At 60.2% G+C, this 14,389-nt stretch carries 14 protein-coding genes; 4 read left to right on the top strand and 10 right to left on the bottom strand.

Annotated elements, in window-relative coordinates; translation table 11 throughout:
* Positions 1-6 precede the first annotated feature (6 nt).
* From dnaJ to WKF55_06470, 10 genes are read right to left on the bottom strand one after another with little or no spacing between them, the layout of a single operon-like run.
* Positions 7-1,143: a molecular chaperone DnaJ gene (gene dnaJ, locus WKF55_06515; protein ID MEJ7759229.1), complete on the bottom strand. Its 1,137-nt coding sequence runs from the start codon at positions 1,141-1,143 to the stop codon at positions 7-9.
* 10 nt (positions 1,144-1,153) lie between these two features.
* Positions 1,154-2,197 carry a heat-inducible transcriptional repressor HrcA gene (gene hrcA, locus WKF55_06510; GenBank protein ID MEJ7759228.1) on the bottom strand — a complete coding sequence of 348 codons (1,044 nt, stop codon included), beginning with the start codon at positions 2,195-2,197 and terminating at the stop codon, positions 1,154-1,156.
* Positions 2,198-2,219: 22 nt separating this feature from the next.
* Positions 2,220-3,377: a radical SAM family heme chaperone HemW gene (gene hemW / locus WKF55_06505; protein MEJ7759227.1), complete on the bottom strand. Its 1,158-nt coding sequence runs from the start codon at positions 3,375-3,377 to the stop codon at positions 2,220-2,222.
* Between the two features lie 44 nt (positions 3,378-3,421).
* Positions 3,422-4,300, bottom strand: coding sequence for a DNA-processing protein DprA (dprA, locus tag WKF55_06500; GenBank protein MEJ7759226.1), 879 nt, complete (start codon positions 4,298-4,300; stop codon positions 3,422-3,424).
* A 14-nt stretch (positions 4,301-4,314) separates the two neighbouring features.
* Entirely contained in the window at positions 4,315-5,340 is a 1,026-nt protein-coding gene (gene obgE, locus WKF55_06495) for a GTPase ObgE (GenBank protein ID MEJ7759225.1), read from the bottom strand.
* A 48-nt stretch (positions 5,341-5,388) separates the two neighbouring features.
* A complete protein-coding gene (locus WKF55_06490; protein MEJ7759224.1) occupies positions 5,389-6,063 on the bottom strand; it encodes a carboxymuconolactone decarboxylase family protein in 675 nt (224 codons plus the stop codon).
* A 19-nt stretch (positions 6,064-6,082) separates the two neighbouring features.
* Positions 6,083-7,120, bottom strand: coding sequence for an asparaginase (locus tag WKF55_06485; GenBank protein MEJ7759223.1), 1,038 nt, complete (start codon positions 7,118-7,120; stop codon positions 6,083-6,085).
* Between the two features lie 4 nt (positions 7,121-7,124).
* Positions 7,125-8,114 (bottom strand): MlaD family protein, encoded by a 990-nt coding sequence (locus WKF55_06480; GenBank protein ID MEJ7759222.1) that lies wholly within the window; start codon positions 8,112-8,114, stop codon positions 7,125-7,127.
* Between the two features lie 27 nt (positions 8,115-8,141).
* Positions 8,142-9,098 carry an ATP-binding cassette domain-containing protein gene (locus WKF55_06475; GenBank protein MEJ7759221.1) on the bottom strand — a complete coding sequence of 319 codons (957 nt, stop codon included), beginning with the start codon at positions 9,096-9,098 and terminating at the stop codon, positions 8,142-8,144.
* On the bottom strand, positions 9,095-9,898 hold the full coding sequence (locus tag WKF55_06470) for an ABC transporter permease (GenBank protein MEJ7759220.1): 804 nt from the start codon (positions 9,896-9,898) through the stop codon (positions 9,095-9,097). The genes WKF55_06475 and WKF55_06470 overlap by 4 nt, the downstream gene beginning before the upstream one ends.
* A gap of 144 nt (positions 9,899-10,042) precedes the next feature.
* Here WKF55_06470 and WKF55_06465 point away from each other — a divergent pair, with 144 nt between their 5' ends.
* The 4 genes from WKF55_06465 to WKF55_06450 are packed head-to-tail and all read left to right on the top strand — an operon-like array spanning position 10,043 to position 14,368.
* Entirely contained in the window at positions 10,043-11,050 is a 1,008-nt protein-coding gene (locus WKF55_06465; protein MEJ7759219.1) for a PfkB family carbohydrate kinase, read from the top strand.
* A gap of 55 nt (positions 11,051-11,105) precedes the next feature.
* Positions 11,106-12,143, top strand: a complete 1,038-nt coding sequence (locus WKF55_06460) for a DUF2279 domain-containing protein (protein ID MEJ7759218.1) — start codon at positions 11,106-11,108, stop codon at positions 12,141-12,143.
* Positions 12,144-12,157: 14 nt separating this feature from the next.
* Complete coding sequence (locus WKF55_06455; protein ID MEJ7759217.1) at positions 12,158-13,669, top strand: hypothetical protein; 1,512 nt, start codon at positions 12,158-12,160, stop codon at positions 13,667-13,669.
* 45 nt (positions 13,670-13,714) lie between these two features.
* A complete protein-coding gene (locus WKF55_06450; GenBank protein MEJ7759216.1) occupies positions 13,715-14,368 on the top strand; it encodes a class I SAM-dependent methyltransferase in 654 nt (217 codons plus the stop codon).
* Positions 14,369-14,389: the final 21 nt, after the last annotated feature.

Raw genomic sequence — 14,389 nt, 5'->3', positions numbered from 1 at the left:
GCGGCCTCATGCACCCAGCGACTCCTTGACCTTCGACCAGAAGCCTTTCGCGTTCCGCTCCGACGGGGCGACCTGCAATTCGCCGAGCCGCCGGATGAGCGTTTCCTCTTCGGCTGTGAGTTGCTCCGGTGTGTGCAGCTGAAGCCGTACGTGCAGATCACCAGTGCCGGATGCATTCACCCGTGGCAAACCGCGTCCCCGGAGATGAAACACCTGACCGCTCTCAGTGCGTTCGGGCACATGTAGCGCGACACTGGCGGAGACTGTCGGCACCTGAACGTCGGCGCCAAGCACCAACTGCGCGTAAGTGACGAGGACCTCGCAATACAGGTCTTCTCCGTCGCGCTCAAACCTCGCATCTTCTCTTACCTCGAAGACGACCAGAATATCTCCCTTCGCCCCTCCGCGCGGTCCGACGTTCCCTGCCGATCGCATTGTCATGTACTGCCCCGTCGCTACACCCGCAGGCACCTTGATAGTGACGCTCTCCTCCTGGCGCAGCCGCCCCTCACCTCTGCATTTCCGGCACGGCGATGCGATGAGGGTGCCCTCACCGGCACAGGCTGGACACGCGGTGACGCTGATCACCTGCCCGAAGAAAGACTTCTGGGCTCGGCGGACTTCACCCGTACCTACGCAAGTGGTGCAGCGTGTGGCCGATGTTCCTTCGTCGGCGCCCGTACCGTTGCAGCGGTCGCAGCTCGTCAGCAGTTTCGCGGTGACCGCTCGCTCGACCCCCCTCTCTACTTCAGCCAGCGTGAGGGGCATCGTGATGCGGACGTCAGATCCCTTGCGAGCCTCAGTCCTGCCGCCTCGCTGCTGCGCACCGAAGAGGTCTCCAAAACCAGACATGCCTCCCAGGTCACGCATGAAAATATTCAGCGCTTCGCTCAGATCCACATGGTGGAATCCGCCCGCCCCCGAACGAAGTCCGGCTTCGCCATACCGATCGTACATCGCGCGTTTGGACGAGTCTCGCAGCACGTCGTAGGCTTCGATGATCTCTTTGAACTTTTCCTCCGCCGCCGGTGATCCGTTATTCCGGTCAGGGTGGTTGACCATCGCCAGCTTTCGGTACGCCTTTTTGATGTCTTCGTCAGAGGCGTCGCGCGGAACGCCGAGGGTTACGTAAAAATCAGCCATCTGTGTTCTGTTAATCCAGTAAGTCGGTAAGGAGCCGTGACGTGTGTGTCACAAGCGATATCACCTTGTCATAGGGCATGCGCGTGGGGCCGATAACTCCGATCACGCCGGTAACGGCGCCGGAGCGATACTGCGCCGTCACGATAGTGAAATTCTCCAGCTTTGGATCCTGGTGCTCGTTTCCGATGGTGATCGTGATACCAGGGGTTTCACTGCGGCTCCGCAGAAGATCAGCAAGATGTTCGCTCGTCTCGGTAAGTGCGACGAGCTTGCGCATGCTGTCGACGCTCGCGAACTCTGGTTGATCGGCAAGAAGCGACGGCTTGCCCAGCAGAACCGTTTCGTCCGATCCCTGCATTGCCGAATCGAAGAGCTGATCGCCCTCCTCGATAAAGACATTCAGCAGCTCGGCTGCGTCGCGGGTGGGATCAGAGTCGCGAAGCCGTTCGCCTACCGACGTGCGTATCTGGCGCAACGTCAGTCCTCCAATTCTCTCATTCAGCAATCGCGTCACTTCGGCAATCGCGGCGTCGGCAATTTCACCTTTTGCTTCCACGAAGATGGTGCGCACCGCACCACCCGCGAGTGTGAGCGCCAGGAGCAGGCGGTCTGAGGAAAGACGTACCAGATCGAGACGCTCGAGTATGCTGGCGTCGAGCCGGGGCCCAAGAGCAATCCCCAGCTCCTGTGTGATAACGCCGAGGCTCTGCGCGGCGCGGCGAATTATGCCGTCTACAGCAGAGCCGCCGGCGGCGATGTGTGCACTGAGCTGCTCCCGGTCACGCAGCGTCGCCGAAGGGAGCGGAATCAGCGAGTTCACGTATACGCGGTACGCCACGTCCGTAGGAACGCGGCCCGCTGATGTATGCGGGTGATAGAGCAATCCCTTTTCCTCGAGATCGCTCATCGTGTTGCGAATCGTAGCCGATGATACGCCGAGCCCGAACCTGCGCGCGATCGCGTTGGACCCGGCAGGTTGAGCGGTTTCGACGTACGACTGGATCACCGCCTCGAGTACCCGGCGCTCTCGCTCGCTCAGCTCGGGAAAGGCCATAACCTCGAACGTAGCAATGAATTCAAATCCCTGTCAACCCGGCAGCCAGCGTGTCGAGCCGGAGCCACCCTTCGGGCGTAAGACGCACTCGCGCGTCGCTGAGAACAGCCCAGCCCTGCGCGACCCAGGCGCAAGCGGCTTCGAGATCTGAAGCCTGCACTGTCAGACCCGCCGCTGTTCTAAGACCGAGGTAGACCTTTTCCGCCAGCCTGTTTGCTTCAGTAAGCGTCTCCTCGCCGAACGTCACACTCTCGCCAGCTTCAAGGCGCGCTAACCATGCTGCATAAGGCGCGATGTTCCAGCTCCGGCACGCTCCGTCGAACGAATGGGCCGAGGGCCCCGCGCCGATGTACGAGGCACCCGACCAGTATGCGGAATTGTGGCGCGACTGACTGCCAGGCAACGCAAAATTGGACACTTCATAATGATCGTAGCCGGCGGCGGTTGCTGCCTCATGCGCGTAAAGAAACTCATCTGCATAACAGTCGTCGGGTGCGGTCCGGGTGATTCCGGCGGCAGTCCAACGGGCGAGTGGCGTCGACGGCTCGACCGTCAGTCCGTAGAGAGAAATGTGGGCCGGCTGAAATGTCAGCACCCGATCGACGTCGTCTTTCCATGACCGGCTGAGCGAAAGCGGCAGCGCGAATATCAGGTCGATAGAGAAATTTTGAATGCCTGATTGCCGCACGAGCCTCAGGGCATCGAGGCTTTGCTCTGCCGAATGTGTTCGATGCATCCATTCCAGCGCTCTATCGTCGAATGTCTGCACGCCAATCGAGAGGCGACTGACACCAGCCGCGGCCCATGCCTCCAGCGATCGAGCTGAAATATCGTCGGGATTCACTTCGATAGTGATTTCGGCGCCCGGGGCAATCGGATGAACCTCGCGCACGATCGCAAGCAGCTCCCGAATTCCTTCGGCTCCCAACCGGGACGGAGTACCGCCTCCAACGTAAACGGTCTCGAGCGGAGATTGGTCAGGTGGCGTTGGAGAGTGCCGCCCGCCCGAGAAAGCGGAGCGCTCAACATAGTGTCCCAGTTTCTGGACCCAGAGCTCTGCACGGAGAGCGTCGAGGTACGCGCTGACGGGAACGACGCGCCGAACCGCGATCGAGAAATCGCAGTATGAGCAGCGGCGTGCGCAGAACGGGACGTGGATGTACAGATGGCGGGGTGGCACAGTTGAATATACCTGCCGCTGACGCCCACCCACCCAGCTCCGACTTACCGCCGGCGCACTTCCCCCGTGACAAGGCATTCGACCATTCCCATAAGCTCTAGCGAGGTCACGGTCATAAGGCACTGCCGTGCCGGAAGGCCGGCTTTGGCCGAAAGGTCATCCATGGCCAGCGGCCCCGCGCCCAGTGCCGACCATACGCGTTCGTCGTCCCCCTCCAGTTGCATTGGCGCGCTTCGGGCCGGGGCCGCCACGCCAGCCAGTGCAAGCGCATCGTCGATCGACGCAATTACTGCAGCGCCGTCGCGAATGAGCTGGTTGGTTCCTTCGCTTTGCGGCGAGTCGATTGGGCCGGGAACGGCCGCTACGAGCCTTCCCAGATCCAACGCGTGAGCAGCCGTGTTGAGCGCACCGCTCCGGTGACCGGCCTCGACCACGATTGTCAGGGGCGCGAGCGCAGCAATGATTCGATTCCGCTTCGGGAACGCCCCCTTGTGTGCGGACGCTCCGGGAGCGTTTTCAGAAATCAGGAGGCCGGAAGCGCCAATTGCCCGGTGAAGGCCGCGGTGAGAAGCGGGATAGGCGACATCGATTCCCGTGCCCAGAACGGCAACCGTTTTTCCTCCGGCACCAAGCATCGACCGATGCCCCTCAGCGTCGATGCCTCGCGCCATACCGCTTATCACGCAGACGTCGGCTCTGGCAAAGGCTGCACAGAGTGCCCTTGTGATTCGCAGTCCGTAAGCAGAAGGAATGCGGGTGCCGACAATTGACGCCCGTGGTCCCGATAAAGCTGACATCGACCCTATCGAGTAAAGGGACTGCGGTGGGTGCGCAAGATCCCGAAGACAACCTGGGTAATCGGCAGTCACCGGACTCCGACAGGCAATGACCTGCCCTGACGCGTGACCCTGGAAATCCAGCATGTGAGACACGCCGGTTAAGGCAAAGGTTGGGTTGTGTTTGCGATGTTGACGATAATGTTTTGCTTGAGGTCGAGCAGCTCGCTCCACCACGACGAGAGCAATTCGTCGAGACCCTGTCTTCCTGCCGCGCTGATTGCAAACATTCGGAACGCGTTGTCCGTGTCGATTGGCGGAATGTAGTCCTCCCCAAACAGATCCATCTTGGTAAAAACCACGCAATGGGGCCTCGTCGCCAGCTCTTCGGAATACGAGGCGACCTCGTGTCGAAGCTGCTCATATTCGGCCTGCCAGTCCATCGCGTCGATGGGGATGAGAAAGGCGAGTATCCGCGTGCGTTCGATGTGGCGGAGAAACTGTAACCCGAGCCCTTTACCTTCATGGGCTCCTTCGATGATTCCGGGAATGTCGGCAACCACGAACGTTCTGTGGTCGCTGAGCTGAACTACGCCAAGGTTCGGTGCCAAAGTCGTGAAGGGGTAATCTGCAATCTTCGGTCGCGCGGCTGAAATAACGGAGAGGAGCGTCGATTTTCCGGCATTTGGCTGACCTACCAGACCGATATCGGCGATTAGCTTGAGCTCCAGCTCGAGCGTGCGGGCATCGCCCGCCTCGCCCGGCTGCCATTCACGCGGTGACTGGTGTGTTGCGGTAGCGAAGAACGCATTGCCCTTCCCCCCTCTCCCGCCCCTCCCGACAATCGCTTCCTGACCGTCTTCGAGTATCTCGACGAGGATTTCGCCAGTGTCGGCGTCCTTTACCAGCGTTCCGGGGGGCACCGGCAGAACGACGCCAGCACCGGAGTGGCCCGTCTTGTTACTCCCCGATCCGTGATCCCCTCGCTCAGCGGCCCATCTGTCGCGGTAGGTGTAGTCGAGCAGCGTGGCAAGGTTCCCGTCGCCGCGGATTACGACATCACCGCCCCGGCCGCCATCGCCGCCGTCCGGGCCACCCATGGGAACACGATGCTCGCGACGAAACGAAGTGCAGCCGGACCCTCCGGTACCGGCCTCGGTTCGCACGATCACGCGGTCAACGAACATGGAGCGGCCAGAGTTGCGGGTAATTGGTTTGAAGGGCTCGATGCGGGATCATTGCGTCGTTGTGAGGGGGTTAGGCTGCCGTCCGGAAAGCGCGTGGGAGAGCAATGTCCGATACCGCTCAATGTCAGATGATCCAACCAGTCCTTCAAGGGAATCGAACACTCCAGCTACTTCTCCCGGCGTGGCGCCACAGTTCAAGGCCCCGTGCAGATGCGAATGGAGCTGACGCTGCTGCATGCTCGCCGCGCATGCAGCGACGATACAAAGTTCGCGCAGCTTCAGGTCGAGGTATGGACGCGACAGCACCTTGCCATAACCATCGGCGATCATCCACGCATCCAGCGCAGGGTGAAGCGCTCGGATGTTTTCCCGGAGGACCACGTACGACTCCCCATAGACCCGCGCGCACGTTTTCGTCCCCTGCTCGACCAGCTGAGTGGAGTCCAAAGCAGGCGCATGGGTCTCCGACGCGGGCGCAGGCTCGCCCGAAACGGTTCGCCATATCCGCGCTGCATTGAGTGCGCGAGGAAATCCCGCAAAGAGACAGGATTGCAGAAGCACTTCATCGACATGCCCGGCATCGACACATCCAACCGCCTGTTCCATAACAGTTCGGATCTCCGCTTCGCGTGATCCTGCGATCGCCGCTGCGATTCTCACCAGATTACGCGTTTGTGAATCGAGTCCGGGAACGTTGGGCGTCAATGCCGCCAACGACTGCACCAAATAACCACCGATGTGGTCAGAACGCCGCTGCTTCCGCAGATCGCCGTCCCTCGATACCCGAACCGGCCAGCATCATCACGTCGCCGATTACCTCATTTCTGGTATTCTTCAGCGCCTTAAGCTTGAACTCCGCAAGGCGCGGGGGGAGTTCCGCCGGCAGAGCCCCCAGGTTCTGCAGCAGTTGCAGCAATGCTGGAAACTGCGCGCGCTGGTTGCCGTCTTCGACTTTGAGAGCGATACCGATAGCGCCCTCGAGGATCACCGCCGAGTGGATGCCTTCGGCTCCTATCTTGGAGAGGATGCGACCTTCTGACTCTTCAATCAGAATCGAATCGAATCGATCGGTGCCCCCGATGAGAAACGCATTCTTCGCCATTGCATTCGTGATGCGGGCTGGAATCTCCTCCCCCCGCGCGGCGGCGCAGCCGAGCCGCGCATAGGCCCGCGCCATTCGGTCGAGGGGAATACCGAATACCGCGGCTCCACAACCATCTATCGCCACATCCACCTGGGACTTCGGCACCCCCGTCCAAAGCGAAACCTGGTTCAGCATGGCCTCCTGCACCGCGTGATCGGCGCGCTCGTATTCCCTGATTGGCCAACCGGAATGCTGAGCCAGCCCCAGCATAGCCGTGTGTTTGCCGGAGCAGTTGTTGTGTGTCCGCTTGACCCGGATACCGGACTCACGAACAAAGCGGGCGCCGCGCGCCGACAGCGGCTCCTGGGGTCCGCACGCGAGATCGCCTTCCTCGAGCCCCAGTGTTTGCAACATCGACTCGACGATGGCCACATGCTCAGGTTCGCCACCATGCGAGGCGCAAGCCAGCGCAAGCTCCTCGTCGCCCCAGCCGCGGGCGTCGAATCCGCCCCCCTCTATGAGCGGCATGACCTGAAAAGGCTTCGCGCAGGATCTCCAGAAAGTCACCAGGGAGGGATCCCCCGCCCCGCCGAGCAGTACGTCATTGCCGTTCACGACCGCTGCGTGCACCCGGTGAAACGATTCCAGGGAGTTTCCGCGGGTGGTTATGACATCGAGCTCATGGGAATGGATCACATCATCAAAATACTTCGATGAATCCCTTTGTGTACCGTCTTGGATCGCGGCGAACATCGACGAGCACGGCGTTGAGCGACGTGACAGCACCAAGCAGTTGAGTGTACAGCTGATCGTCGGTGAAAATTTTCTTTATGGTTCCGTTGCCACTTGCCATGCCGCTGACGAGGGTATCGACGCCAGAAACAGCCGACACGAGCCGATTGTACAAAGCGTCGTCCCGCAGGAGCTTGCCGACGGTACCTGTATTTGAACCGACGCTGCCGCCAAGCTGCGACACGATGGTATCCGCCGAAACGAGAACACGGTTGAGATTGTTGTACAAAGCGGGGTCGTTGAGCAGCTGGCCGACTGTACCTCTCGGATTCTGAAGGCGGGTCATCAGCGAGTTCGTGCTCCCGAGCGTCGAAGTCAGCTGGTCGTGGAGCTCGTTGCTCGTGAGCAATTGGCCAACCGACCCTTCGCCGGCGGCCACGCCGGTGGCGATCTTCTGCACTGCCCGGGTCAGTACGACAACCTCGCCAAGCGCCCCCGATGCCTGAAGCAGGACTTCTTCGTAGTCCAGCGCCACGCCGAGTTCAAGCGTGTCACCCTGTCGCAGAACGGGGAAACGCGGGGTGCCGGGGCTGATGTCGAACACCTTGTCTCCGAGCAGTCCGAGCGTCCTGAGTTTGGCCTCCGAGTCTCTCCGTATCTGCTGTTGCACGTTGCGGTCGATCTCAACCGTAATACGAAGGTTACGGGTAGTGTCAGTATCCACCGGCAGGAACTCGATCGATTTTACAATGCCTGCGAGCTTCCCCGCGAGTGTCACCTGTCCCCCTTCCCTGAGGCCTGCCGTGCTTGGGACGAGGGTGACGAGAGTATAGCGCTTCGTAAAGAGGTTGGCAGCAGCTCCGAGCCTGGTGATTGCGACGCCGATGACAAGCAGGGCAACAAGTATCATGGCCCCGACTTTCAGCTGATCCCAGGTTATAAATGTCGATCTCTTCATCCGATTGCACCGTTCGGTGTGATCATATCAGAATCCGCCGAGGAAGTCGCGCAGATATTTGTCGTCGCTGCCCGACAACTCCTCGGGCGTGCCAAAAAAAGCAATTTTCCTGTTCGCGAGAATGGCAATCCTGCTGGCCATGCGAAAGGCGGACCGGATATCGTGGGTGACGACTACGCTCGTGACCCCTAGCTCACGCTGGAGCTTGATGATAAGGTGCGTGATCGTCGCCGTCGTAAGTGGATCGAGGCCTGAGGTCGGCTCGTCATACAGCATGATTTTCGGATTGTCCGCCATCCCGCGGGCGATTCCCACCCGCTTTCTCATGCCACCGGAAAGTTCAGAGGGCATCTGGTCAAGCACGCGGTCCGGATCAAGATCGACGAATGACAATTTTTCACGGACGCGATCGAGTATTTCATCATCCTTGAGCTCCGTATGCTCACGGAGTGGATAGGCAATATTTTCGAACACACTCATGGAATCGAACAAAGCCGCACTTTGAAAAACCATGCCCATTTTCTGACGGACTTTCAGCGCATCGTTGAAGTTGAGCCCGGTGATTTCCTCATTATCGATGTAGACCGAACCGCGTTCCGGAACGAGCAGGCGCAAGAGGAGTTTGAGGATTGTCGACTTGCCGGTGCCCGATTCGCCGGCAACGACTATTGTCTCGCCCTCCGTTGCGGAGAATGACACGTCCTCGAGAATCGGTTCGTCGAACGCGAGGTAGATGTTCTCAAGCGCGGCTACCCCTCGTTCGCCCGCTGCTGCCTGTGGTTGGCTACCGTTTTCCGCGCTAGGCTCAGCGGTGGCCTCATCCGTCTTCTCATCATCCGCAAGCTCGCGGCGGATTGCGGCGCGAACTCTTAGATCGTCGTCCGGGCGGCGAATGGGAGTGTCAGGCGCTGTTTCCGCGTCGGACCCGTCACTCCGACGGTTATCCGGCCGCCCGGTGCGTCGATCGTTCGGAGCGTCTGTCACGATCCCAGAATGGCGATGAGTAACTGCGTAATGAAGTAATCGGTCACGAGTATCAGGATACTCGCGGTGACGACGGTGCGCGTGGTCGCTATTCCAACTCCTTCCGTGCCGCCAGTGGTCTTGAGCCCAAAGTGACAGCCTGTCAGCGCGATTATTCCTCCGAACACGAACGGCTTTACCAATCCATGCACGAAGTCGATCGGGACATACTTGAAAATGAATCCGCCTGACGCGATCTGATCCCAGACCGTCGCCCAATACACCGAGGTGGGGATTCCGACATAGGCCGACGTGATCACGCTGCCACCCAGAATCCCAGCGAAATCGTTGATCACGGTGAGTGTCGGCAGCATGATCAGCGCTGCCAGTACCCGGGGCGTGACCAGCTTACGGATTGGATCCGTGCCAAGAGTGTTGAGCGCATCAATCTGCTCCGTCACTCTCATCGACCCGAGCTGCGCGGCGATACCGGATCCAACCCGGCCCGCGACCGTCAGCCCGGCGAGCACAGGCCCCAATTCACGAATCATGGAGCCGGCAACCAGGCGGCCAATGTAAAGCGTTGCCCCGAACGTCTTGAGAGCAATCGATGACTGGAGTGCCAGAACCATGCCGGTGAAGAATCCTGTCAGCAGCACGATGGCGAGAGACTGCACTCCTATCGCTTCCATCTGCTGAATCAGATCGCCCCTGTAGAACGGGCGCGAAAACGCGAATCCGATCCCTTTTCCACCAAGGACGAAGTATTCCTGCAACGACTGAATTTTTTGCTTAGCAGCGTTATTGAAGCGCTCGAGCAAATGGAGTCTCTTGTGATTAGCCGATGCTGCCTCGGGCGACACCCGGGCCACCCATCGCGTTTGTGCGAGAAGAATAATTTATGCCGTAGACGCGCCTGACGCCCGGTTTGCCGGCCGCAACCCGCGCCCTTAGCTTGCTGCACGATGATCGAAACCATTTCGCGAGAGCGCTTGATGGCGCTGCTTGCGGCGGCACAGGGCAAACGTGTCGTCGTGGTTGGCGACGCGATGCTTGATGTCTACCTGCGAGGCGAAGTCGCCCGAATATCGCCTGAAGCTCCGGTGCCGATCGTAAGAGTGAGCGAGCGGAAATTGGCACTTGGCGGCGCCGCAAACGTTGCAAACAATGTCGTAGCGATCGGCGCCAGATGCGAGATCGTCTGCGCCGTTGGGGACGATGCCGCCGGAGCCACACTGCTGGAGATGCTCGCGGGTGTTCCAACGGAGACGCGCTCGGTGGTGCGGGTTTCGCGGCCCACGACTACGAAGACAAGAGTCGTTGCCCGGTCTCAGCAACTATTGCGATACGATGAAGAAGATGACAGTGACATTGCCGGTGAGGAAACGGGACAATTGAACCGTGCCATCGCTACAGCACTCGATGGGGCCGATGCGCTGGTGCTGGAGGACTACAACAAGGGCGTTCTCACACGCGGGGTGATAACGATGGCGATCGGTCGAGCGAATGAATGCGGCATCCCGATCGTCGTCGATCCAAAATACCGGAATTTTTTCGCCTACCGGGGAGCGACGATCTTCAAGCCCAACCGGCGAGAACTGGAATCGGCGCTGGGCGCCGCGGTGGACCTCGAGCATCCCGAAGCCCTCCCGGCAACATTCGGGCGCCTGGGAGTACAACATCTGTTGTTGACGCTCGGCGAACAGGGCATGGCGCTTTTGTCGGCAGCTGGGGAGGTGGGCCGCATACCGACAACAGCTCGCGAGGTCTATGACGTTGTCGGCGCCGGAGACACCGTAACCGCTTATCTTGCAACTATACTCGCCGCCGGAGGAACCCCGGCCGAGGCGGCCGTGATTGCGAACTTTGCAGCCGGAGTCGAAGTGCGGAAACTTGGTGCGGCGACGGTGAGAACCGCCGAGGTCGTCGAAGCGTACGATGACTTCAGCGCGGGCGCACCGGTGCCGGGATGAAGTGTGACTTGGGCTTCGGCGCATGGCTCGACAGCAACGTAAAACTGGAGATTGATTGCATCGGTTGAGAAGCGTTGGTTTTTGCATAACGGCGATCTGGGCTGCGGCTTTCGGATCTGCGGCCGGCACCAATGTCGCGCATGCGCAGGCATTGTCCGACTCAACGTCGATTCCTTCACAGCATGCCTCGAGCGCGAGCGATTTGTCCGGCCGCGCCGGAATTTCGGTCCCCATTGCTCCCACCGACACTCTGGCGATCGCGAAGACGGAGCCGCGCGTGGAATGCGGAAACGGTTCGCTTGATGTCGCACTCAAACGGACGGCTGTGGCCGCAGCTTTCGTCGGCGGGAACGCTGCCCTCTACAGCTATTTCAAGCGCGCGTGGTGGTCGGGCGAGAAATCCGAAGGGTTTTTCTTCAATGCCGACTGGGACGAGAATTTCCGCGATCAGGACAAGTTCGGCCACCTCCACGGCGGATATCATCTGGCGCGGTTCGGCGACGCGCTGCTCCGAAGTGCCTGCATGTCGAAAGGGCGCGCCACGTTATGGAGCGCTGCTTATGCAGCCGCATTTCAGCTCCAGATCGAAATCTGGGATGGGAAGTACGAAAAGTACGGCTTCTCTTACCCCGACCTGATTGCCAACACCACTGGAACGGCGATAGCTGTGCTGCATGCGGCCTACCCGAAGACGCGTGCGGTGAAGCCCACGATATCCTACTCGCCCACCGCGGCCCTGCGGAATGCCGACAATATTCCAGGCGAGCTGCGGCCGACACTCGACTACGCTGGGCAGACTTACTGGATCTCGGCAGATGTCGATGCGTTGCTGCCGGCGGAGGCAAAGCGCTACTGGCCGGGATTTCTGAGGGTGTCTGCGGGGCATACGATCACCGACTGGATCGACCCTGCAACGGGGGCGAACCTGCGAGCAAAGCGCAGAATCCTGCTGACGCTCGATATTGACGCCGAAAAGCTGCCAGGTGAGGGTCGGGTCTGGAAAACCATCAAGCGCCAGCTTGGATACATCCACCTTCCCTCTCCCGCGTTGCAGCTCACACCGCAGTTCGAGGGCATCAGGTGGTTTCGATAAGGTCTTTTATCGCGGTGGCGATGTTGGTTCCGGCATGCCTGTTCGGCCAGGCTTCTGCCTACGTGCCGAACGACGACATTGCCTACAGCTACATCGATGCGCTGCTGGCGAGAGGCTTCCTGCCAGGGCTGTCAGTGCTCGCTAGACCCTACACAGTGAACAGCGTCCGGGACGCTCTGGACAGTAGCTCCCGGCGCGATGCAACCGGCGTCCTCGCCAGCTATGTCGGTGCATTGCGCGCCTCAATCGGTCGTTATGATCTGCGAAACAGCAGTGAAGCAACCAACAGCCGGTCCCAGTTTCGGGCGAAAGCGACATTTGACGTTTACGCGACCGCCCAGACCTCTGCGCGGCGGGAGCTGATGATTGGGGATTCCGGCGATGATCTGTCGCCGGCAGTCGCGGGATACTTCGTGATGGGAGGCGGCCATCTTACCGGGTCAGTGCGCGCGATTCTCGACAATCGTTTGAACTCGGATCCCGAATTCACCGGCGGTCAGGACCGCCCGATCGCGGGTCGCACCGAAGACGCCTACATCGGGAGCCAGTGGAAATACGGAGAGGCAACGTTCGGACGCGTCGCCCGATCGTGGGGCCCAGCCCGCTTCTCAGGCCTCATCCTCGGCGATGACGCCTACACGTACGACCACCTTTACGGCCGCGCGGGGACGTCGCGTTTCAACGTGTCCACGGTGATCGCCAAACTGGAGAATTTCGTCCTCACCCCGGGTGTAGAATCATCGCGCTATCTCTCTGCACACCGCCTTGCGGTAAATCGAGGCCGGTTTGAAGCGGCGCTCAGTGAGTCGTTCGTGTATTCCGGAGTTGGCCGGGGGCTCGAGTTCTCGCTTCTCAATCCATTGAACGTCTACGGGCTGAGCTGGAAGAACGAACGGACCGATGGGAATCTCGCGTTCGGTTTCGAGGCTGCCTTCCGCTCACGCTCCAGGGGCAACATCAGTGGGCAGATTCTGCTCGACGATATTCAGATCGATCGATGCGATACCGTGTGCAGGGAACCTTCCGCATATGGCCTTACAATTTCGGCGGAGGGACTGCCGGCGTTCGACGAGCACCGAATTTTCGCGTCGTACACGAGAGTCTCGAACCTGGCTTATCGCACTCCCAACATCGCCGAGAGATACGCAATCCGCGGCGTGGGGCTCGGTCGCGGATACAGCGATTACGACGAGGTGCGGCTGGGGTCGGACCTGGCAATCGTCCGGGGAGCGCCGCTTCGGCTTTACGTCGCCCGGAGGCGGCAGGGACAGGGCGACTACCGCGACGCTTACCCGGTACCGTCATCGTTCGAAGGAACACCGGGTATTCTGTCGGGAGTCGTATGGACCACCAACCGGATCGGCTTGTCGGGAGCAGCGATCCTGTTCCGCGACTGGCAGATAACCGCGGACGCCGGTGTGAATCAAAGCACGAACCGGGCTAACATGGCCGGCTACGACATCAATGTCTTTGAAGGGCGTGCCAGAGTGACATGGGTGCCCAGGTGGCTCGTGAGATTTGACTGATTCAGCTCTGACCTGTCACTGCCGTATTTCAAAGACCCGCGGCGCATGAACTGGAAGCGCTGGCGAGCGGTGCCGTGGATTGACACTCGTTCAAGATTCGTCAGCCTGGTTCCGCCAAACGGATCGCTGCTCGATCTCGGGAGTTCGGACGGAAGCACGCTCCGGCATTTTGCCGAGCTTCGTCCAGACATTTCGCTGGCGGCCGCGGACATCTCGGGCTCGCCTGATTCTTATCCCACGGGGACAGAGTTCCACCGTGCGAACTTCGAGAGCGATGTGCTGCCATGGTCCAGGTCGAAGTTCGACGCTATTACCTGCATGCACGTGGTTGAGCATCTCTCGAGCGCACGTCACCTGCTGCTCGAGTCAGCGAGACTGCTCAAGCCCAGTGGTCGCCTTTACATTGAGACTCCACACCCGAAGACGGAGACGATGGCGACCGTAACTGGCGAGGCCGCTGGATGTGTGACCATGAACTTCTATGACGACCCTACCCACATACGTCCGGTACCCGTGGATGAGCTGGCGGTGCTTGCTGAGCAGTGCGGGTTGAAGCCGGTGGAAAGTGGCACGTCGAGAAACTGGATATTTACCGCTGCGTATCCGGTATTCCGCGCGCTGCGGATGAATACACGAAAGCGCTATGTCGCGCAGCAGCACTGGACGGGTTGGTCGGCGTTCCTGATTGCCGTCCGGTGACACCTTTCGTCACCCGTGCCA

Source organism: Gemmatimonadaceae bacterium (genome assembly GCA_037721215.1).
Taxonomy (GTDB): Bacteria; Gemmatimonadota; Gemmatimonadetes; order Gemmatimonadales; family Gemmatimonadaceae; genus UBA4720.
This window is presented reverse-complemented; position numbering and strand designations above follow the sequence as displayed.